Here is a 21,283-nt window from a genome sequence, read left to right as displayed (position 1 = left end):
GTAGCCCTACACATTTCTCTAATGAAAAGCCTTCCAAAAGCCTCCCTTTATATCTATGATATCCATAATCTCAGCAAAAGGAATATCAAAGGTAACAAAACCTGATGCATATGGAGCAATTTCATAGGGCTCAAAATAAATATGCAGGGCATCTTCAGTTACATAAAATGGTTGTTCTGCCTTAATTCCTTTGTACTGATCTTTCCAAACTCCCAAATGTTCTCCCTTCTCGTCTATCTGCTTCTGAATTATATCACTTAATCTCTTCACATATTCACTGTTCTTTTTAAATAAATCCTTTAGATCATAAAAGCTCCCATTTTTCAAATTGATATGTGCAAAAATTCTGCTAGGCATACCATGAGCTGCACCAAGAGGATAATTGTATCCGAGAAGTTCTAATACTAATAAATCTTTTTTAAAAAAGGTAATGTTAAAATCTCCAGTATACGAGTATTCTAGTTCACCGCTACCCACTTCTTTTAATTGAGATAACTGAGCTAGTCTTTCATTTATCACTTTCTCTTTATTTTTATCCTTAACTCCTCCAAGCTGAGGATAATATACAATATAGTTTCTATTAGGTTTATATTTTTTCTCTTTTACAACATAGCCATTTTCAAGTGGAACTTCAGTATTTTGGCTCCAAATAGGCTTACCTGATTTATCATAGTATGAAATCCTAGAGTCTACATTAGCTTGAATTATATTATCTAACATAGTTAATGTTCCTGAACCCTCAACCTTGGGTAAGCTATCTACTCTCTTTCCTTGTTTGTCAATAAAATAAGTAAACTTATCATCATAAGCAGAGGCTAATGTATTCTTATATTCTGATACTCCGTAAAATATAAAATCTGTTAAAGCATTGCCTTTGTTATCTGCGATTGCATACTTAGATGGTAGATAGGCCTCTTTACCAATAATAGGAATCCCAACAGCAAGTCTATCTTCTCCTAAAAACTGAATATCATGATATTTAGGATCAATAATATAGTTTCCCATCTTGTCAATGACACCAACTTTTATTATGCCGTCTTCTCCTTCACCTACTATAGCAGTTCCATTTCTAAACCTTTCTACAGTTTGATATTTAGGAGCAACTATTACATTTCCACTCTCATCCATTAATCCAAATTTCCCATCTAACTTCTCTTTAAAAAATAACATTCCTTCGTTCATATCACCTATAAATTCATAGGGGAAGGTATTTAAAACATTTCCTTTTAAATCGATAATTGCATATCTTTTGTCTCCTAGTTTTACTAATGCTTTTCCCTTATTAAAGCTTTCAGCAGATAAAAACTGTGGAGGAACTACTACTTCCCCCTGTAGATTAATATATCCATATTTCCACAGACTATCTTGTTCTACTACTGTAAAAGGTGCTCTTCCATTACTAAATTCACCTATATAACTATCATTTTCAAACAACTCTTTTCCATTTTCATCAATAACTTTGTATTTTTGTTCTTCTGCAGCAATAGCTCTTCCTTCTTTAAATCTATCTATATATGAGTATTTAGGCTGTACAACATAATTACCACTTTCATCTATTATTCCCGCTTTGTTACCTATTCTTACAATAGCCAGGCCATTTTCTTGAAAGTCTTCTGCAGTATCGAATTTAATTGGAATTATTAATTTTCCACTTGAATCGATATATCCATATTTTACTCCTTCTAATTCTCGACGGGATCCTGGATATAACCCTATTTTTTTTCTTAAGGAATTTAGCGGTTTTCTTTCCTTCACAATTTTTATTAAGGTTCCATTACTCCATGTCCATATATTTAACTCACACCATGTATCATCTATTTTCCATTTTATAACAATATCCTTTCTCCCATCGCCAGTATAATCCTCTAAATAAAAATCATATATATCCTGACTTTTACCCGGAATATGCCCAAGATTATACCAATTGTAACCTCGTTTTTTAAAGACTCCTAAATACTGTTTTCCCATAAACTTATATGCTACTACAGCTTCAAGTCTGCCGTCTCCATCTAAGTCTCCAAGTCTCACTGATTGTTTTAAGTATGTGATAATCTCTGCCTCTAAAGGTAAAAGTATAGAAAAAAACTTTTCTATCTTTGAATTTTTTAAATTCACAAAACTCACTCCGTATTATTGATATCTATATATTTTATGATAAAAAATCAATATAAGTGCAAAAAACCGCAGAACTATTATCTAGTTCTGCGGTTTTGTATAGTTTAAATTCCTAATAATTTTTTTGTGTGCTCTGCAACCATTTCTGGTGTAACATCAGTTCTTCTAGCAACTCCAGTATCTATAGCTGCTTTTGCTACATATGCAGCTACCTTTGGTGCTATTCTTAGATCAAAGGCTTGAGGTATAACATACTCTGAATTTAATTCTTCTTCGCTTACAAGCTCTGCTATTGCATAAGCTGCAGCCATTTTCATTTCATCATTTATATCTTTTGCCTGAACATCTAAAGCTCCTCTGAATATTCCTGGGAATGCAACAACGTTATTAACTTGATTTGGGAAGTCTGATCTTCCTGTACATACTACTTTTGCTCCAGCTTCTACAGCTAAGTGTGGAAGTATTTCTGGATTTGGATTTGCCATTGCCATTATTATTGCATCCTTATTCATGGACTTTACCATTTCTTGAGTTACGCAATTAGCAACAGATACTCCTAAGAATACGTCTGCTCCCTTTAGTACAGTAGCAAGATCTCCTTGTAATAAGTTAGGATTTGTTATTCCTGCTATTTCTTCTTTATATTGATTCATACCAGCTGTTCTTCCCTTATAGATAGCTCCTTTAGTATCACAAAGAATTATATCTTTTGCACCCATTTTTAATAAAAGCTTAGTTATAGCTATTCCTGCTGCACCTGCTCCATTAACAACTACTCTTATATCTTCAAACTTCTTATTAGTAAGTTTTAATGCATTTATTAAGCAAGCTGTTGATACTACAGCTGTTCCATGTTGATCATCATGGAATATTGGTATATTACTAATTTCTTTAAGCTTTTTCTCAATTTCAAAACACTCTGGAGCTTTTATATCTTCTAAGTTTATTCCTCCAAAAGTTGGCTCCATAAGCTTTACTGTCTCAACTATTTTATCTACATCTTTTGTATCTAAGCATATTGGAAAAGCATCTACTCCACCAAAAGCCTTAAATAAAACTGCTTTACCTTCCATAACTGGAAGTCCTGCTCCTGCTCCTATATCTCCAAGACCTAATACTGCTGTACCATTTGTTACTACTGCTACCCAGTTTCCTCTTGAAGTGTAGTCATAGATTGTATCAAAGTTTTTGTTGATTTCTAGGCATGGTTCTGCAACACCTGGAGTGTATGCCATAGTTAAGTCTTCTTTGTTTTTTACTGGTACTTTGCAGTGTAGTGCAATCTTACCTTCATTGTCTTTGTGGAATTTTAATGCTCTTTCTCTTAAATCGCTCATTTGTAAACCTCCTAAGTATTATTTAACTAGCATTTGTTTCCCTGATATGCCAGGCTCTGTCATTGCTACAGTATCTAGTATATCATTAAGTTCAGCTTCTTTCAAAAGTCCTTGTTTTAATATAAGTTCTCTTACGGATTCACCAGTTTTTATAGCTGTTTTTGCTACTACTGCTGCTTTTTTATATCCTACATGTGGGCATATAGCAGTGATAATACCTACACTATTCTCTACTAGGTTCTTACATCTTTCTCTATTTGCAGTTATTCCACAAATACAGTTATCAACAAAAGTTTCTACACCATTACCTAATGTCTCTATAGACTCAAATAAATTGTAGAAGATAACCGGTTCAAATGCATTTAATTCTAATTGTCCAGCTTCTGCAGCCATAGTTATTGTCATATCATTTCCTATGATGTTAAATGCTACTTGACTCATTACTTCAGGTATTACAGGATTAATTTTGCCTGGCATTATTGAAGAACCATTTTGTTTTGGAGGAAGATTTATTTCTCCAAAACCTGTTCTTGGTCCTGATGACATAAGTCTTAAATCATTTGAAATCTTTGATAGGTTAACAGCACAAGTTTTAACAGCTGCAGATACTGCTACAAAACCATCTAAATTTTGTGTTGAATCTATTAAATCTTCAGCCTGTCTTAATTCTATCTCTGCAACATTAGATAAATTACATACTATTTTACTTAAATACTGCTTATCTGCATTTATTCCTGTTCCTACTGCAGTACCACCCATATTTACAACTCTTACTTCTTCTTGTACTTTTTCAAGTCTTAATATATCTCTTTTTATTACAGAACTATATGCTTTAAATTCTTGACCTAATCTTATAGGTACTGCATCCTGCATTTGAGTCCTTCCCATTTTTATAATATCATCAAATTCTATAGCTTTTTCTTGTAGAGCATCATATAATCTCTTTAATTGCTTTAATGCTTTTGGGATAAGCTTTAATATAGTCATTTTACCTGCTGTTGGAATAACATCATTAGTTGACTGTCCCATATTTACATGGTCATTAGGGTGTACAATGCTGTAATCTCCCTTTTCGCCATCTAAAATTTCTATAGCTCTATTAGAGATTACTTCATTAGCATTCATATTAGCAGATGTACCTGCTCCTCCTTGAATAGGATCTATGATAAACTCTTCATGTAGTTTGCCACATATTATCTCATTACATGCTTGTACAATTGCTCTTTCTATATTTTTTTCTAATAAACCGATTTCACAATTAGTTATAGCGGATGCTTTTTTTATTTGTGCAAGACTTTTAATAAAATCCTCATGCATCTTAAGTCTTGTTATTTTAAAATTCTCTGCTGCTCTTAATGTTTGTACACCATAGTAGGCTTCCTTTGGAACCTCCTTAGTACCTATTGAATCACTTTCAACTCTAAAATTCATAATTTTCCCCCTATTGAAATAAAAATTTCTTTGCATGTAGTTTTTATTTATAAAATGAATGGAATCATTTATTTTCTTTATTATATTACCAGCATAAAATAAATGCAATAGATTTTGCATAATTTCCTACATTTTTTTATTTCAAGATATATTTTTGCAAGTTTTCTTTTAAGTTTGATTCAATTCAAAAAACAAAAAAATGATAGCAAAGCCCTTTTACCACCATTTTTATCTTTGTAATCTATAAACATTTGAATAATTTTCTATAATCCGTCCCCAAAGTATATATATGTATTAAAATACTCATATTTCAAATTTTGTAATTATTTATTTGTCTTTAAATTAATACCTATATTATAAACTTGTTCCTAAAGAGTTACTTTTCCGCCCAACTACTCCCTATGAAAACCTCTGCCATTAGAGGAACTTGTTTCATATATTTTTCTCCTGCCTTCTCCATAATGCACTTTAGAATATCCGCCGCTCTTTCTGCCTTTTCTTTAGGGACTTCTAAAATTATTTCATCATGAACAGTTCCTATTATTTTTGCTTCTGTTCCTTCTAATTCTATTTTATAAGCATTCCCAAAGCATTTTTAACTATATCTGCAGCTGTTCCTTGTACAGGAGTATTAAGTGCTGCTGCTCCTAAATTTTCTTTCCATAATACTCTTCTTCCACACAAAGTACAGCTTTCTTTAGAACTTCTTTTCTTGACACTTTCATGCCATTTTGCAACACCTTTATAGACTTGAAAAAATTTATTTCTGAAAGTCTCCGCTTGTTTTTCTGTCATTTCTACTCCATAATTAGTTAATGAATAAGCTTGAAGGCCCTTTGCTCCCATGGCATAAGCAAGACCAAAATTAACTGCTTTAGCTGACTGTCTTTCCTCCTTAGTAACTTTATCAAAAGGCTTACTTAAAAGAAGAGATGCAGTCAATCTATGCAAATCTTGATTATTTTTAAAGGCATTTATCATTGTCTCATCCCTTGATATTTCAGCAATTACCCTAAGTTCTATTTGTGAATAATCTGCAATAACCAACTTGCAGCTTTCCATTTAATTTCAAAAAAATAGAAGTAGCTATCAACTACTTCATAAGCTAATATCTTTAAAACAGTGGTTCTTTTGAAACAGGCTTTATATCATCATATATATATCTATGAATTTGTTCTGAAAGGGTACCTATATCTGGTTCAGGTACCAGATACCATATTTTATTTATAATCTCTCCTTTGCAGTAGCCATCAACCGGAAATCTCTGTTGATCTAAATTTGAAATACCAGACATCATAATCTTGCCACCTAGCGTAATAATGTTAGATTTGGATATACTAGTTTCAACATAAGGCAAAATCTCTGCTGCTAAATAGGGGTATCTTGTAATATCTATGTTTTTAAGCTTATTTAAAATTTCACCTAAAACCATTCTTTGTCTGTCAGTACGTTCAAAATCTCCATCTCCAACCTGCCTTATTCTACAGTAGGCAACAGCTTGAATTCCATTTAGTTTTTGAACTCCTGATCTATAAATAGGTGTATATCTTACGTGCTGTAATTCTGCTAATTCTGCTATCCACTTATTAATCTCTCTTACTTCATGTTTTTTTATATTGACATCTATTCCACCTAAACTATCAACAATCTTTGCAAGTCCAGCAAAATCTACTGTTACATAATCTTTAATATCTAGATTAAAATTTTCATTAAGAGTCCTAACCGCCAATTTTGGGCCACCATAAAAGTAAGCTTCTGTAATTTTTGTCTTATCATGATCCTTAACTTCTACATATGTGTCTCTCATTATAGAAGATAACTTTATTTTATTATGTTTATTATCTACAGTGGCTACAATTATGCAATCTGAATGAGGTATATCGACTTTAGAGTTTCTACTGTCTATTCCGAAAAGCGCGATATTCAATATATTATCCTCTTGTTTTACTTCACCTGGTATTGTTTCATTTTCAATTGCTTTGTTTTCACTTAATTTAGGTTTAATACCTAGTTCTGTATCAGTTTTTGGTAATGGAGTTATTGTAACATTATTCAGCTGTTTATTTACATAGTATATAAAGCTTATTCCTGAAATGAATATGATAACTAAGATACAAAGTAGTATTTTTTTAATTATTCCTCTATCTTTCTCATTTCTCCCCATAGTTTTCAGCTCCCAGTACCATTTTTATGCTTTTATTATTTGTATCCTTTAAAAAATTTATTTTAACAATTTAGACCACTTTTTTTGCAACAAAAAACCACCAACAGTCCTTTATGACTAATTGGTGGAATATTACCTAATATGCTTATAAAAATTAAATTTTGATAAAGTTATTCACATCAACAACAAATATAGTTGCTCCTCCCACTTCCACTTCAATTTCATAGGTATAAGGAATATACATACCTGTTGATTCTGCCACTGGATAAGGAGATATTATAGTTTTTTCTCTTTTTTTACAGGTATCCTTTATTATTTCTATAACATTGTCTACTTTTTCTTCTTCAACTCCTACTAAAAGAGTGACGTTTCCTGATCTCAAAAACCCTCCTGTTGATGCAAGCTTTGTAACCCTAAAATCTTTTTCCGTTAATGCATTTACCAGTCCGCTAGAATCTTTATACTGAACAATTGCAATAATTAACTTCATTCAAACCATCTCCTTTAAATTTGAGATTTGGTGATAACAGACTCTAAATTTAACTATAAACGCTTGAAAATATTCTGAATATTGTAATAATTATATATTAATTTATAAAAAATTTCAAGGCTTCCTATTTTCCAACTGAAGCCATATAAACTATAAATTCGTTTTCTCCATCCAAACCTAACAATTTATCTATAAATTCTTGATTATAGATTCCAATAGCACAAGTTCCACACTTTATTGCTTCACAAGCTATATAAAGGTTTTGGCAAACATGACCTATATCTATCAATATCTTTTTATGGGCAGTAATATCAAATTTCCATTCCGCTCTATAAGGTATAGCACTCCAGGCAAAAATTACAGCTCCTTTTGATGCAAAATTAGGAACAAAAGGTTGTCTTGGTGTAGCTAGATCAACTTTATTTTCCATGTCATTAAGTTTATCTATAAATATAAGTTTATGTTCAAAAGGAAGATACCTATAAACACCTTGCTCTAAAGAATCTACTCTATTTATAAATAAATATGTTTCAAATGGATGTGAAGCTCCGCCAGAAGGAACAATTCTTAGCGAGGCCGGCCCATTACCTATAATCTTATGCACTCCTTGAGTAGACCAAAGTAAAAATGAAAGTTCTTCCAAGGTTAAGCTTTCACAGGAATATTTTCTTACACTCCTTCTATCTTTTAAGCAATCAAATACATTATGTTTTGAAATTATATCTTTCTTTATTTCTGGCAATTCTATAACTTTTAAATCTTTATCATATTTCTTCTGAGGTGGTATACCTGGTATGCCTTTTTGTATATCGGTTTTAATATCATCTAAAACCTGAAAATTAGCCTTTAGAAATTCTCTGTTTGTTTTAAATCTTTCATTCATCTTTCTGCACTTCCTTCTTCAAGAATAATATTATAGATAATTTATACAATCATATTTTATAAAACTAGTTAATAAAAAAATGTGATTAATATCACAAAAGTGTTGTGCAAAAATAAAAAAGACAGCATAATGCTACCTATATGTACTTCAAATTTTAATTAATAGAATTAATTCTTTCATTTCTATAAAATCTAATAATTTTACATGTTGGTGGAATACTAAAAAAAAATATATATTTAGGTGATTTTATGAATAATTTACAACAAAATATAGATGAAATTAAAAATTTAGTTGGAAGCAAAAATGAATTAGTAATAAAGGAATTCATCATTGGCAAAAAAAATTGTATTGAAGCTGCTATCATTTATATAAATGGACTATCTGATAAAAACGTAATAGATAGAGACATATTGAAACCTCTAATGCTTTATTTGGAAGATGACTTATCAATTGTGCCAAATATAGAATATTATTTAATTAAAAGATATATTACTGTAAGTAACACAAATGTCGAAACGAATATAAATCAGGTTGCAGATAGTATCAAAAGAGGGAAATCTGCAATACTGATTGAAGACTCTAATAATTTTATTATAATTGATACTACTGGAGGAGCTCATAGAAGCATAACTGACCCTGAAAATGAAACTTCTGTAAAAGGCCCTCGGGATGGTTTTGTAGAAAATTTAGAAATAAACATAAGCATATTAAAAAGAAGAATAAAGGATAAAAATTTAAAAACAGAACAGTTTACTTTAGGAAGAAGATCTCAAACAGATGCAGTACTTATGTATATAGATGATATAGTAGATAAAAATTTACTTAAAAAAATAAGAGATAGAATAGCTTCCATTGATGTAGATAATATTCAAGCTAACTCTATTATTGAACAATACACCGAGAAACATTCTTTTAGCATTTTTCCTCAAACTTTTTCTACTGAAAGACCAGATAGAGTGCAGGCAAAGTTAATGGAGGGAAAAATAGCTCTAGTATTGGAAGGAACTCCTTTTGTCGTAATTTTTCCTGCACAATTTGTTGAATTTTTTGAAACAGTAGAGGATTATTACCTAAGAACTGTAGTGGCCTCCACTACTAGAATATTAAGATACTTCGCCGCTTTTATAACTATAGTTCTTCCAGCTGTTTACGTTACAATAATAAAATTTAATCCTGAGTTAATACCTTCAACCTTTATAAAATCTATTATTTCATCGCGAAAAGGCATAGTTTTAACTCCTTTTATGTCTATATTATCTATGAATTTAATGGTGGAATTTTTAAGAGAAGGTGGACTTAGACTTCCTGGAAAAGTAGGTCAGACTCTAAGTGTAGTAGGCGGTATTATTATAGGAGACGCTGCACTTAAAGCTAAAGTTGTAAGTTCCCTTACTCTACTTGTAGTAGGAATTACAACTACATCTACTTTCTTAATACCTAGTTATGAAATGTCACTTTCAATAAGGCTTATAAGTCTTCCTGTGCTATTAATGGCAGATTTGTTAGGAGGGGTTGGATTATCTATATCATTGTTTTTTATGTTAGCTTATCTTTGTTCCTTAGATAGCTATGGAGTGCCTTACTTTTCTTTTAAAAAGAGTAATATAATGAGTAATATTTTAAGAACTTCTATTTGGATGCTAAATAAAAATTCTGAAATCACTCCTAATAATAATCTTGTAAAACAAAGTAATTTAAAATGGAGATTTAGGAGGAAAAATAATGGATAAAGATACTGATAGTCTGTTAACTTCATCTCAATTTACACTTACATTGGTAGGAAGCATGATTGGAATTGGAATATTATCTTTACCTATTGATGTGACAAAAGCCGCAAAACAAGATGGATGGATAGCAACTATATTAGGTGCCATATACCCTCTGTATATAATTTTTATGGCAAACTATATGTGTAAAAAGTTTCCTAAACAAAACATATTAACATTAAGTAAAAAATGTTTCGGGAAATTTTTAGGCACTACTTTAAACTTTATATTTATGACTTTTTTTCTTATGCTAGCAACAGAAGTAGTCTCTGGAATAGGTAATGTGCTTAGAATATATATGATGAGATTTTTATCCAATTATCAGATTTTGTTAATAATTTTTTTAGTACCAGCTTTTATTGCTTACAAAGGGGTCAAAACAATTGGAAGGATTAACGAAATAGTTTTTTATTTAACTTGCATATTATTTTTTATTCCACTAGCTGCATTAAAAGACGGAAGCTTGTTAAATGTAAGTCCTGTGTTCGGTTCCGGATTAATAAATATAACAAAGGGCATCAAAGAAACAGCCTCTTCCTATTCTGGTATAGAAATTGTATTTTTAATATACCCATATTTGCAGGATAGTACACTACTAAAAAAAGCTTGTATAAAAAGTATAATTATTACAATGATCATTTATACATGGTTTGTCTTCATATCTATATACTATCTCGGTATAGATATTATCCCAAAATTTTTATGGCCTATAGTTACAGTAAGTGAATCTATAAGGATACCCATAATAAATAATTTTAGATATATATTTATAATTATGTGGTCTATTATAATGTTTAAAACTATAAGCAATTATTATTATGCCTTTACATACAGTCTAAGTGAAATAACAAAGGCAGCCACCAGAAAGACTTTTGTTTTATTAATGTATCCATTTGCTTTTTACATTTCCACTAAGTATGGGCCTCCAACAACAAGAAATGCTTCTTTAAGCAAAATTATACCTATATATACAATATTTAATCTGTTATATCTTACTATAATATCACTAATATTAACCATAAAAAAAGGTGATGAAAATGAAAAGCAATTCAAAGGGTAAACTTATTATATATTTAACTATACTAATAATTTTTATATATTCCATCATAGGTCCTAAAGGAGAATTAGTGGAAAATCTAGAAATTCCTATAGGCATAGGATATGACTTGGAAGGAAAAACTGAAAAAGAAGTATCTTATGGTGTTCCTATTTCTATATATATTTTTGAAGAACCTGGAATAAGCAGTATTGTATTGAATGGCACAGGTACATCTATAGGAGAAACTAGAGAAACGCGCCAAATAAAATCTAGTAAAAGATTTCTATTAGGACTTGAAAGAATTCTTATACTAAGTGAAAGGGCATCTGCATATGGCATAAGACCTGTCTTAGATATATTAGTAAATAATCCAGAAATTAATGATAGAGCGCCTGTAGCAGTATGTAAAGGAAAAGCAGAGGATATTTTAAAGCATCCAGTTAAAGGGTTTGCAAATTCTGCAGAATATCTCGAAGGATTGATAGATAGTTCAAGCCAATTTAATTTTTTCCCTAAAAGACAGTTTACCCTGCTGGATATGATTGTAAGAGTGGATGCAGAAGGTAGAAATGTTGTACTGCCTTATATAGAAATAAAGGGCGAACATATAGAATTAACAGGTCTTGCTCTTTTTAATGGAGATAAAATGATAGCAAAAACAAATCTTGAAGAAGCTAGAATTATAAACTTATTAAAATTCGATAATGTAATGGGAACATTCACTATACAAGAAAACTCTAAAGAATATATAAATTACTACCCTAAATCTAAAAGAAAGGTTAAATGTTCTAAAGAAGGAGAAAAATTTAAATTTACAATAGATTTAAATCTAAATGGTTCAATTGCATCTAATACATTATATAAAAACCTTAATTCAGATCCAAAGGTTTTAAAGAAATTTACTACTGATATGGAAAATTCAGTAAAAGAGATGTGTGAAAACTTTGTTAACAATAAAATTAAAGGCCAGTATAAAACCGATGTCTTAGGCTTAGGTAGAGTAGCTGCTGCTAAGTACGGAAGAGGAAAAGGTGTAGATTGGAACAAAGTAATAAGTGAATCTATCATAGAAGTAAATGTTAAGGTTAAAGTTGATACTGAAGGAAGAGGAAGTTATCAAAAAAATAAAAGTAAATAACAGGTGTATGAGATTTAAATCTTATACACCTAAAAAATTATAATTTTATAAAAATACTTAGATTTTTACATACCTTTCAACATCTACTATAAATATAGTTGCTCCACCTACTTCAACTTTAGAATCACTAAGATAAGGCATATATATACCTGTAGCTTCTGTGGTAGAATATGATACCAATGTTTCTTCTCTTGTCTTACAGGTATTTCCTATTATTGCAATTACCTTATCAACGCATTCTTCATTTGCACCTATCATAAGCGTAGTATTCCCGGACCTTAAAAAGCCTCCACTAGATGCCAGCTTTGTCATTTTAAAATTTTCTTTAATTAGTGCTTTCATCAGTTTGTTGGCATCCCTGTCCTGAACAATGGCTATGATTAGTTTCATATAACTCCCTCCTCTTTATAAGGCTTTAACTACGAAACTTAAGTCATGCCTGTTTACTATAATTACAAAATTCATCTTACAGTATTATTTTCTCAAAATTTTATAAATATTAAAATAATTACTCCTGCTTTATACTATGTTCGATACTAGTTATAATTTACTATAAAATTATAGTTCAGTACTTTTATTTTTTATGTGGATTTTGTGACTTATATCACAGCCTTCATTTTAGATTAAAATTACAATTAATTACGAGGTGATAATAATGGAGAAAAAAAGTGTTGATTTTAAAAAATTATATTATGGATTTCCTGTTATATTAATAAGCTATTATGATGAAAATGGTGTTCCTAACATCACAACTCTATCATCTTCTTTTACATTGACAAATATGATATGCCTTGGAATTGGAAATAACAGCTATGCGCTAAATCAAATAAAAAGAGTAAAAGATTTTGTTGTTAATATCCCTGATAGAAATCTTATGAAGGAAATGGATATTTGCGGATACTTATCCGGTAATAAAAGCAAAAAATTTAAATTGACTGGTTTAACACCAGTTCAATCAAGCATAATTAAAGCACCTATGATCAAGGAATGTCCTATTTCTATAGAGTGCAGCTTAACTAATGTTACTGAATTAGAAGATTTTAAAGGTATTACTACTATATTTGCAGCTATAAAAGGCAGATGTATTTCTACAGATTTGTTAGATGATGAAGAGCATTTAATATACTCATTACTTGACCCGGTTTTATACGTAGGCGATGCCGCAAATAAGGCATATAGATATACCGAAAAATACAAATCAGATAACTCTGGATCTTTTATTTAAAAAAATAGATGTGACACTTTGATTTTAGTGTTACATCTATTTTTATACTAAACTCATTCCTAGTTCAATAGCTTTTAAATTTAAATTAACAAATTTTTCTTTTACATTGTCTCTTATAATTTTGTCCTAATTTATTTGTTCAAGCTCCATTGCCTTAATAATAGTACCTAATAATATAGCATTCATAACCTTTGAATTCCCAATCTTCTTAATTCCCAGACTGCTAGTTGCAAGCTTAAGCTATCGAAATAATTGTACTAGTTGGGTTCATGGCTTGTATAGCCGCATTATTCCAAACATTGCCTGTATTTTTTACAGAAGTCTTTGTAATATTAACTATATTTAGCTTATTACTAATTTACATCATATACGAAAAGCTATTATATATTATTACTTTGTAATTACATATTAAGGTCCAAATATTGGAAGGATTCTATGGAAAAAGAAACACTTTCACAGTATTATATTTTTTTAATATTAATACCGGTATTATGTGGAACTATAGCAAGATATCTTACTCTTATTATTGACTACAGACAATATCCTAGCTATCCCAATGGATATCTCAAAAGCTTTGAAAGCAAAAGTGCTTCAACTCACTTGTGGAGATTATATGGTTATTAGCAAAAATAATTAACGTATTTAAGAAGGTGAAGTAATGGATTTAAAAAGAAAGGCAATTAGAGTTGGAATTGCTGCTTCTTTATGTATGCTAGTATCAGACTTATTAAAGCTTAAATTTCCTTTTTTTGTTTTGCTCCCTGCTGTTATGCCGATATCAACTTTCTTTGGAGAGACAATTAAATTTGGAGTAAATAGAATTATTGGTAGTTCCATTGGTGCTCTTATTGGTATTATACTTGTAACTATTCAAGAACAGAATGTACTCCTAATTGGTCTAGGAGTCATATTAATTATTTATGTATGTAACTATCTCAAGTGGGATAGCACTACATCTATTGCCTGCTTAGTATTTGCATCCATTATGGTTGGAATAAAAGGATCCTCAGCTATAGTATATAGTGCTCATAGACTTCTTGACACATTTATAGGTATAGGCATCACCACACTTGTAAACCACTATATTTTCAATCCAGATATAAAGCAGTTACTCAAGAATCAAGCGAAAAATATGAAAGAGCATTTATTAAATATAGCCAATACCAAAGATTTTTTTGAAAACAAAGCCGAGTTGTCCAACATGGAGTTGGAATTAAATGATATGAAAAAAAAATTGAAAATATATACTGAAGAATTTAAGCTTACCCCAAAGTTTTCTCTTTCAAAAAGTAAGCTAGAGAATATGATATATGTCATTACTATTATCTTTGAACAAGTAAAAATAATTAATTATATTAATACCAATAAAGATAAAAATGTTAATGATGATAGTAAACTTGATATAAATAATACTGATATAGTTATTAATTCCCATAAAAATATATTTTTTAATGAAATGAATAACTTAAATAAAATCATGGGTGAATTGAGCTAGTTCCCCAAATTCCATATGGTAATAAAGCTTAGTTAAATTTTAATAGGATAAACCTAGTTTTTAACTAAGCTTTTTAATTTATTATATTAATCTTTCTAAACTGTTAAACTTATTTAGATGTCATAACTGATTTGATCGCATCCTTTATCTCCTCATAACCAGTACATCTACAAATATTGGATTGCAGCCACTGCTCTATCACATGGTCGTTTGCATCAGGGTGTATATTAGCTAAAGCATGACAAGCCATCAAAAATCCAGATGTACAGTATCCACATTGAAAGCCCCAATTATCTACAAAGGCCTTTTGTATTGGTGCATTTTCTAAACCTTCAACAGTAACTATTTTCTTGCCTATTGCCTCAACTGTCAGCATTAAACAAGATTTTATAGGCCATCCATCTATAAGAATGGTGCATGAACCACAGTCTCCATTTTCACAACCTGGTTTAGCCCCTGTAAGCCCTAGCTCATTACGAAGAGTATTTAATAGAATGTCTGAGGGCTTTGCAGCAACTTCTTTATCTTCTCCATTAACATTTAAGGTTATTATTGATTTACCAGAGATCTTTAGCATTTAATCATCCCTCCAGCTTCTCTAAGACTTCTGTAAGCATTTTTTGCAGCATAAACTTTCTAAAGTCAGCTGATCCGGCTAAATCACTTAATATTGAATCTGGTATGTTATCTATTATATTATTAATACGCATATTATTTTGTAAGCTATTATCATTTAAATAATCTTCAATTAAAGAAGATCTAAATGGGTAATCACAAACCCCGCTAAAGGCAATGTTTATTCTATTATTATCTTTAAGTGCAGTAAGAGTAATTAACGGATAATCTATCTTATCACTCTTAGTTCTTTTTACATGCAAATATGGTAGAGAAAGAAATCGGCTATCTATTAATACACTTACTATAAATTCTTCATCAATAAGCTGTATTCTTTTATCAAATACATCACTTAGTAAGACTTGCTTTCTGCCACTTGAATTTGCTATAACCACTTCACTATTTGATATTAAAAGAGGCAGTACAGCTTCTCTATATATAATTGTTCCTGCCATATTTCCTCCAAGTGTGATTTTATCTTGTATAGTGTGGTCTGCAATTCTTTGCACTGTTAAACCAAGTAAAGGAAATAAATTCGATTCAGCAATTTGTGTAAGTGTCACAGCAGAACCAATAATAAGTTTATTATCTCTTAATTCTAGAAGATTGCATTCAGGTATTGCTTTTATGTCAATTACCGCTTCAGTATATACATTATACGCTCTTGCCATACTTATAATCTCAGTTCCACCGCCGTAATACAAAGGTTTCTTTCCTTTGCTATTTAATTCAATATATAATTGAAGAGCTTCCTCAAGAGTTTCAGGTTTATAATATTCAAAATCAAAGGGTATCATATTTTCCTCCAGTCTTAGCCTTCCAAATTGCTTCAGGCGTGATAGGCAGTTTATCAAATTCATAATCAGCTGCATGTGACATAGCATTTGCAAATGCAGCTGGAATTGCTATTATGCCATGTTCAGCAAATCCACGTGCTCCAAAGGGTGCATCAATTTGAGGTGTTTCAATAAAATCAACTACATATTCTGGATTTTCACCAAACCTCATAGGTTTATACGTTCGCAGTGTAGTAGTTTGTAGTGTAGCATCCTCATCATATTCGAAAGCCTCCCTAGTAGCTATCCCAAACCCCATATTTACTCCTCCCATTATCAGTCCTCTGGAGGTTTTGGGATTGATTACTTTACCTGCATCTAAAACAGTAATTGCTTTTAAAAGTCTATATGTGAACTTGGTAGGATCATACTCAATTTCAACTGCTTGAGCACCTACCGTCCATGCTGGTCCAGGTTTGCCTTTTCCCGTTTCTTCGTCTATATCGGTAATGTGGCTCATTATAAAGCTTCCACGCCCAAGTATCTGTCCGTCAACTGCAAGGCCATTCGAATGTTTATAACCTCGGGCTAAATCTTTGAATGAAACATATATTTCTGGATCTTGCCTCAAATACACTTTTTCTTCTGCAACCTCTAAATCTTCTGGTGGAGATTTCATAACAATAGCAGCTAAGCTTTTCAGCTGCCTTATAAGATCCTCAGCAGCTCTAAGAACTGACCTGCCTGCCATAAATGTTGTCATGCTTGCAACGGTTTTCCAATGTTCTGGTGAAACTTGAGTATCCACTCCCATAAATACATGAATTCTACCTACATCCATTTTTAGTTTCTCAGCAAGTATTTGAGCTAAAGTAGTCTTTGTTGCTGGTCCAATTTCAACTGCACCGTTATTTATATTTATACTTCCATCTGTATTAAAAGTGAGAAAGGTTCCTGAAACAGCATCTGTAGGTGAATCAGATGTTTTCCAAAAACATCCTATTCCTTTTGCCTTTATCATACCTTCTTCTGTCTTTATCACCTGACCTTCATCCCATTTGGCTAATTCCTTTAATTTTGTCAAACATTCTTCTAATTTGCCTACATTACTTAAAGTTGTTTTTACTTGTGTAGGTGAGTATTGACCAGGTCTTATAGTATTCTTAACCCTTAATTCTAAGGGATCAATGCCAAGCTTTGCCGCCAACTTATCCATCATTCTCTCCATACAGAAGGTATACTCTGTATGGCCGAATCCACGGTAAGAAGTAACATATGTATGATTAGTATAAACACTTATTGAATCACACCATATATTTTCAATATTATAGGGCCCCGAACAATCTACCGCTATAGCCTTAGCCATACGTGGCCCAGTATCTGCATAAGCCCCATTATCAACCATGTATCTAGCTTCAAGAACTTTAATAATTCCATCCTTTGTTGCACCTATTTTTAAATTTGCCTCAACTCCAATTCTAGACGGCGAGGTTTTAATATCCTCTTCTCTTGAGTTGGCTATCCTAACCGGTCTACCATTAACAGCCTTGGAAGCAAGATATGCGATAAATTCCAGCTGAACAGCTGCCTTGCCGCCAAATCCTCCACCTACAAATGGTACTTTAACAATTATATTTCCTTCTGGTATATTATAAATCTTACTTAGACGCCTCTTAACAGAAAAGGGAGCTTGTGAAGAAGTATAAATTATTATCCTTCCGTCAGGCATAATTTGGGCTCTCGCATTTCGAGTTTCCATTGCAATATGGTCTGACTGTGGAAGTGAAAAGCTTCCCGATACTATAACTTCACTTTCTGCCCAGCCCTTTACCGCATCACCTTTTCTTATTTGAATTCGATCTGAAATATTAGTGTTTACCTCGGGATACACATCCTCCACTGTATATTTGTACTGACCTAGATCTTCATGTATAAGAGTGGCACCTGGCTTCAAAGCATCACTTATTGAGTTAACAACAGGCAAAGGCTCATATTCTACATTTATTAGCTTTAAGGCCTTCATTGCTTCCTGCTCACTATTTGCAACAACCACTGCAACAGGTTCACCATTATAACGTACTTTATCTCTTGCTATCGGAGGTCTATCCTCTATTACTGATCCAGAGAGTACAGGAAAATAATCTCCAGTTATTACTGCCTGAACACCTGGTGATTTGTCAGCTTGAGATATATCAATTAATTTAATCTTTGCATGTGCAAAGGGGCTTGTGAGCATTTTGGCATGTAAAGTACCAGGAAGGATTATGTCATCAGTATATTTTGCTGCTCCCGTAACTTTATCAAAAGCTTCTTTTCTTGGTACGCTTACTCCAACTCCAATTACATTGCTCAACTATTTTTACCTCCTTCTAAAAAATATATCTTAATAAGTTAATCTACATAATTTAAAATGTAAATTTATTTTTTCCTAATCTTTGTAAGTTATTCAATTCTATATCTTACTACATTTAACATGCAAACTTACATTCATGCAAACTTACATTATTGTGACGAAACATCACATAATATTAGTAAATTGTGACATAACAGAACATTAAAGCATCATTTTTTATACTGAAATTGGTATATCTGTAGTAAACTTTTTATACTAAATCTAAATAAAGAAAACAGGTACAAGAATTATTTAATTCTTGTACCTGCTTTTTAAGCTGTATTAGACTTATTTATAACATCAACTTATTCAATTAAATATAGATAAAAAACTTTGATGCTTGACTTATCCATAGGTTGCTTATCTATATTAAATATTTCTAGCAACTTCATATGCATTCCATATTGCATACATTATATTTGAAACTTGATTTGCGTCACCTAATAAATGAACATTTGGTATTTCAAATTTTATTTCATCATATAAAGATTTTTCTGAAGTATATCCAATTGCTATGATTGCAGAATCAGCAGCAATAACTTCTTCTTTGTCACCAGATTTTAGAATAAAGCCACCTTCAGATGCACTAGCAACAGAAGTATTTACTTTAAGATCTATCTTCTTGAATTTAACTAAATCTTTAAGCATATCTTCATTAGCGTGACAAAGTGGTCCACCAACTTTTAAGATGTCTTCTTGTAGTTCAACAATAGTAACTTTTTTACCTTGATTAACAAGCCATAAAGCAGTTTCACAACCAACTAATCCACCGCCAATTATAATAGTTGAACTTCCTGCATCTTTTTTACCAAGAAGAACTTCTTCTGCTGTATATACCCTATCAGCGCCTGGAATAGTTAATTTTCTTGGTTTTGAACCTGTTGCAACTATAACTTCATCTGCATTAAAATTTTTAACCATTTCTTTTGTAACTTCTGTATTGTAGTGAACATCTACATTTAAGTCTTTAAGCTCGTTAGTATACCAATTTGCAAGTGCTATATCATCCTCTTTAAAGTCAGGAGCTCCACCAGGAATAACATTTCCTCCAAGTCTCTCTCCCTTTTCAAATAAAGTAACTTTGTGCCCTCTTATTGCAGCTACTCTTGCAGCTTCTAGTCCTGCTACACCACCGCCAATTATCATTACATTTTTAACTTTTCTAGCAGGATCTAATCCATATTCTGCTTCTCTTCCACAAGCAGGATTTACTGCGCAGGAGATATTAGCATAATTTTGCAATCTACCCATACAGCCTTCTTGACATGAGAGACATGGACGTACTTTGTCATATTTATCCATCATTATCTTGTTAGGTATTTCCGAATCTGCAAGTAATGGTCTTCCTAGCGCAATCATGTCTGTTTTTCCTTGTGCTATAGCTTCACTTGCAAGGTCTGGGTCTTCCATTCTTCCTGCTGTAATTACTGGTACTTTAAGCACCTTTTTTAATATTTCATTGTAAGGAAGATATAATCCTTTTTCTTGATACATAGGTGGGTGACTCCAATACCATGAATCATAAGAACCTACATCACCATTGAAAGCATCATAACCGGCTTCTTCTAGGATTTTTGCAGCTTCAATACCTTCCTCAATATCTCTACCTTTTTCAACAAACTCTTCTCCTGGAAGTCCACCTTCTTTCCAATCCTTAATAAAGCTTTTAATACTATAACGAAGTGAAACAGGAAAATCTTGTCCACAAGTTTCTTTAATAGCTTGTACTATTTCTGTAGCAAATCTTAATCTATTTCTTAAACTTCCACCATATTCATCTGTTCTATTATTAAAGAACGAAATCGCAAATTGGTCTAAAAGATATCCTTCATGTACAGCGTGTATTTCAATTCCGTCAAAGCCTGCTTTTTTTGCTATAAGTGCTGATTCTGCAAATTTTTTGACATAAGTTTTTATTTCTTCAACAGTTAACTCTCTACAAGTCACATCTTGGAGCCATCTATGTGGTATAGGGGACGGTGCTACAGCTGTTCTTCCTACTATTGAAGGTATGCTAACTCGTCCAAATCCACCTGAAAGTTGAAGAAATATTTTTGCTCCATAAGCATGTATTCTTTCTGTCATCTTTTTTCCTGTATTAATAAAGTTTAATGGATTAAGTGTTGGACATGGCATTGATGGTAAATTACATTTTTCAATATCATTTTCTACCATAGTAACACCGGTCATAATAAGTCCAGTACCACCTTTTGCTCTTTCTACATAATACTCTACTCCACGCTCATTGAAGGTTCCATCTGCATCACAAAGGCCACCTGGTCCCATTGGCGCCATAACAAATCGATTTTTAATTTCTAATTTCCCAATCTTTATTGGTTCAAAGAGATTTTGATATTTTGTTTTCATATAAAACCCTCCGTAAATTTATTATAGATTATTTTTATTTGTAGACTTAT

19 protein-coding genes are annotated in these 21,283 nt (G+C 31.6%); 6 read left to right on the top strand and 13 right to left on the bottom strand.

Annotated elements, in window-relative coordinates; translation table 11 throughout:
- Positions 1 to 18: 18 nt before the first annotated feature.
- The 8 genes from ACZ5N4_RS04465 to ACZ5N4_RS04430 form a co-directional block, all read right to left on the bottom strand.
- Complete coding sequence (locus ACZ5N4_RS04465; RefSeq protein ID WP_464207518.1) at positions 19 to 2,115, bottom strand: WG repeat-containing protein; 2,097 nt, start codon at positions 2,113 to 2,115, stop codon at positions 19 to 21.
- A gap of 104 nt (positions 2,116 to 2,219) precedes the next feature.
- Positions 2,220 to 3,452 (bottom strand): NAD(P)-dependent malic enzyme, encoded by a 1,233-nt coding sequence (locus ACZ5N4_RS04460; RefSeq protein WP_464207517.1) that lies wholly within the window; start codon positions 3,450 to 3,452, stop codon positions 2,220 to 2,222.
- 18 nt (positions 3,453 to 3,470) lie between these two features.
- Positions 3,471 to 4,883: an aspartate ammonia-lyase gene (locus ACZ5N4_RS04455; RefSeq protein ID WP_464207515.1), complete on the bottom strand. Its 1,413-nt coding sequence runs from the start codon at positions 4,881 to 4,883 to the stop codon at positions 3,471 to 3,473.
- Between the two features lie 376 nt (positions 4,884 to 5,259).
- Entirely contained in the window at positions 5,260 to 5,400 is a 141-nt protein-coding gene (locus tag ACZ5N4_RS04450) for a hypothetical protein (protein ID WP_464210828.1), read from the bottom strand.
- A 50-nt stretch (positions 5,401 to 5,450) separates the two neighbouring features.
- On the bottom strand, positions 5,451 to 5,945 hold the full coding sequence (locus ACZ5N4_RS04445; RefSeq protein WP_464207513.1) for a DNA polymerase: 495 nt from the start codon (positions 5,943 to 5,945) through the stop codon (positions 5,451 to 5,453).
- Positions 5,946 to 5,997: 52 nt separating this feature from the next.
- Complete coding sequence (locus ACZ5N4_RS04440; RefSeq protein WP_464207511.1) at positions 5,998 to 7,047, bottom strand: LCP family protein; 1,050 nt, start codon at positions 7,045 to 7,047, stop codon at positions 5,998 to 6,000.
- A gap of 154 nt (positions 7,048 to 7,201) precedes the next feature.
- The gene (locus tag ACZ5N4_RS04435; RefSeq protein ID WP_464207509.1) at positions 7,202 to 7,537 is read right to left on the bottom strand and encodes a cyclic-di-AMP receptor; all 336 of its coding nucleotides are present in this window, start codon (positions 7,535 to 7,537) and stop codon (positions 7,202 to 7,204) included.
- Positions 7,538 to 7,661: 124 nt separating this feature from the next.
- Positions 7,662 to 8,420, bottom strand: coding sequence for a SagB/ThcOx family dehydrogenase (locus tag ACZ5N4_RS04430; RefSeq protein ID WP_464207507.1), 759 nt, complete (start codon positions 8,418 to 8,420; stop codon positions 7,662 to 7,664).
- A 248-nt stretch (positions 8,421 to 8,668) separates the two neighbouring features.
- On the opposite strand from ACZ5N4_RS04430, the gene ACZ5N4_RS04425 reads away from it, so the two are divergent.
- The 3 genes from ACZ5N4_RS04425 to ACZ5N4_RS04415 are packed head-to-tail and all read left to right on the top strand — an operon-like array spanning position 8,669 to position 12,363.
- Complete coding sequence (locus ACZ5N4_RS04425) at positions 8,669 to 10,150, top strand: spore germination protein (protein ID WP_464207505.1); 1,482 nt, start codon at positions 8,669 to 8,671, stop codon at positions 10,148 to 10,150.
- The gene (locus tag ACZ5N4_RS04420) at positions 10,143 to 11,246 is read left to right on the top strand and encodes a GerAB/ArcD/ProY family transporter (RefSeq protein ID WP_464207504.1); all 1,104 of its coding nucleotides are present in this window, start codon (positions 10,143 to 10,145) and stop codon (positions 11,244 to 11,246) included. The genes ACZ5N4_RS04425 and ACZ5N4_RS04420 overlap by 8 nt, the downstream gene beginning before the upstream one ends.
- Entirely contained in the window at positions 11,224 to 12,363 is a 1,140-nt protein-coding gene (locus tag ACZ5N4_RS04415; protein ID WP_464207502.1) for a Ger(x)C family spore germination protein, read from the top strand. Before ACZ5N4_RS04420 ends, ACZ5N4_RS04415 begins: the two co-directional genes overlap by 23 nt.
- Before the next feature lie 57 nt (positions 12,364 to 12,420).
- On the opposite strand, the gene ACZ5N4_RS04410 is transcribed toward ACZ5N4_RS04415, so the two are convergent.
- Positions 12,421 to 12,753: a cyclic-di-AMP receptor gene (locus ACZ5N4_RS04410; protein WP_464207500.1), complete on the bottom strand. Its 333-nt coding sequence runs from the start codon at positions 12,751 to 12,753 to the stop codon at positions 12,421 to 12,423.
- 265 nt (positions 12,754 to 13,018) lie between these two features.
- Here ACZ5N4_RS04410 and ACZ5N4_RS04405 point away from each other — a divergent pair, with 265 nt between their 5' ends.
- From ACZ5N4_RS04405 to ACZ5N4_RS04395, 3 genes are all read left to right on the top strand, one after another.
- Positions 13,019 to 13,588, top strand: coding sequence for a flavin reductase family protein (locus ACZ5N4_RS04405; RefSeq protein ID WP_464207498.1), 570 nt, complete (start codon positions 13,019 to 13,021; stop codon positions 13,586 to 13,588).
- 435 nt (positions 13,589 to 14,023) lie between these two features.
- Positions 14,024 to 14,212: a YIEGIA domain-containing protein gene (locus tag ACZ5N4_RS04400; protein WP_464207496.1), complete on the top strand. Its 189-nt coding sequence runs from the start codon at positions 14,024 to 14,026 to the stop codon at positions 14,210 to 14,212.
- 34 nt (positions 14,213 to 14,246) lie between these two features.
- A complete protein-coding gene (locus tag ACZ5N4_RS04395; RefSeq protein WP_464207494.1) occupies positions 14,247 to 15,083 on the top strand; it encodes an FUSC family protein in 837 nt (278 codons plus the stop codon).
- A 109-nt stretch (positions 15,084 to 15,192) separates the two neighbouring features.
- On the opposite strand, the gene ACZ5N4_RS04390 is transcribed toward ACZ5N4_RS04395, so the two are convergent.
- From ACZ5N4_RS04390 to ACZ5N4_RS04375, 4 genes are all read right to left on the bottom strand, one after another.
- Positions 15,193 to 15,660 carry a (2Fe-2S)-binding protein gene (locus ACZ5N4_RS04390; protein WP_464207492.1) on the bottom strand — a complete coding sequence of 156 codons (468 nt, stop codon included), beginning with the start codon at positions 15,658 to 15,660 and terminating at the stop codon, positions 15,193 to 15,195.
- Positions 15,661 to 15,664: 4 nt separating this feature from the next.
- The gene (locus ACZ5N4_RS04385; protein WP_464207490.1) at positions 15,665 to 16,495 is read right to left on the bottom strand and encodes an FAD binding domain-containing protein; all 831 of its coding nucleotides are present in this window, start codon (positions 16,493 to 16,495) and stop codon (positions 15,665 to 15,667) included.
- Positions 16,482 to 18,827 (bottom strand): xanthine dehydrogenase family protein molybdopterin-binding subunit, encoded by a 2,346-nt coding sequence (locus ACZ5N4_RS04380; protein WP_464207488.1) that lies wholly within the window; start codon positions 18,825 to 18,827, stop codon positions 16,482 to 16,484. Before ACZ5N4_RS04380 ends, ACZ5N4_RS04385 begins: the two co-directional genes overlap by 14 nt.
- Before the next feature lie 408 nt (positions 18,828 to 19,235).
- On the bottom strand, positions 19,236 to 21,233 hold the full coding sequence (locus tag ACZ5N4_RS04375; RefSeq protein ID WP_464207486.1) for an oxidoreductase: 1,998 nt from the start codon (positions 21,231 to 21,233) through the stop codon (positions 19,236 to 19,238).
- Positions 21,234 to 21,283 lie beyond the last annotated feature (50 nt).

The sequence above is a fragment of the Clostridium nitrophenolicum genome (assembly GCF_055391695.1).
Note: the sequence above shows the minus strand (reverse complement) of the source record. Positions and strands in the feature narration are given on the sequence as shown.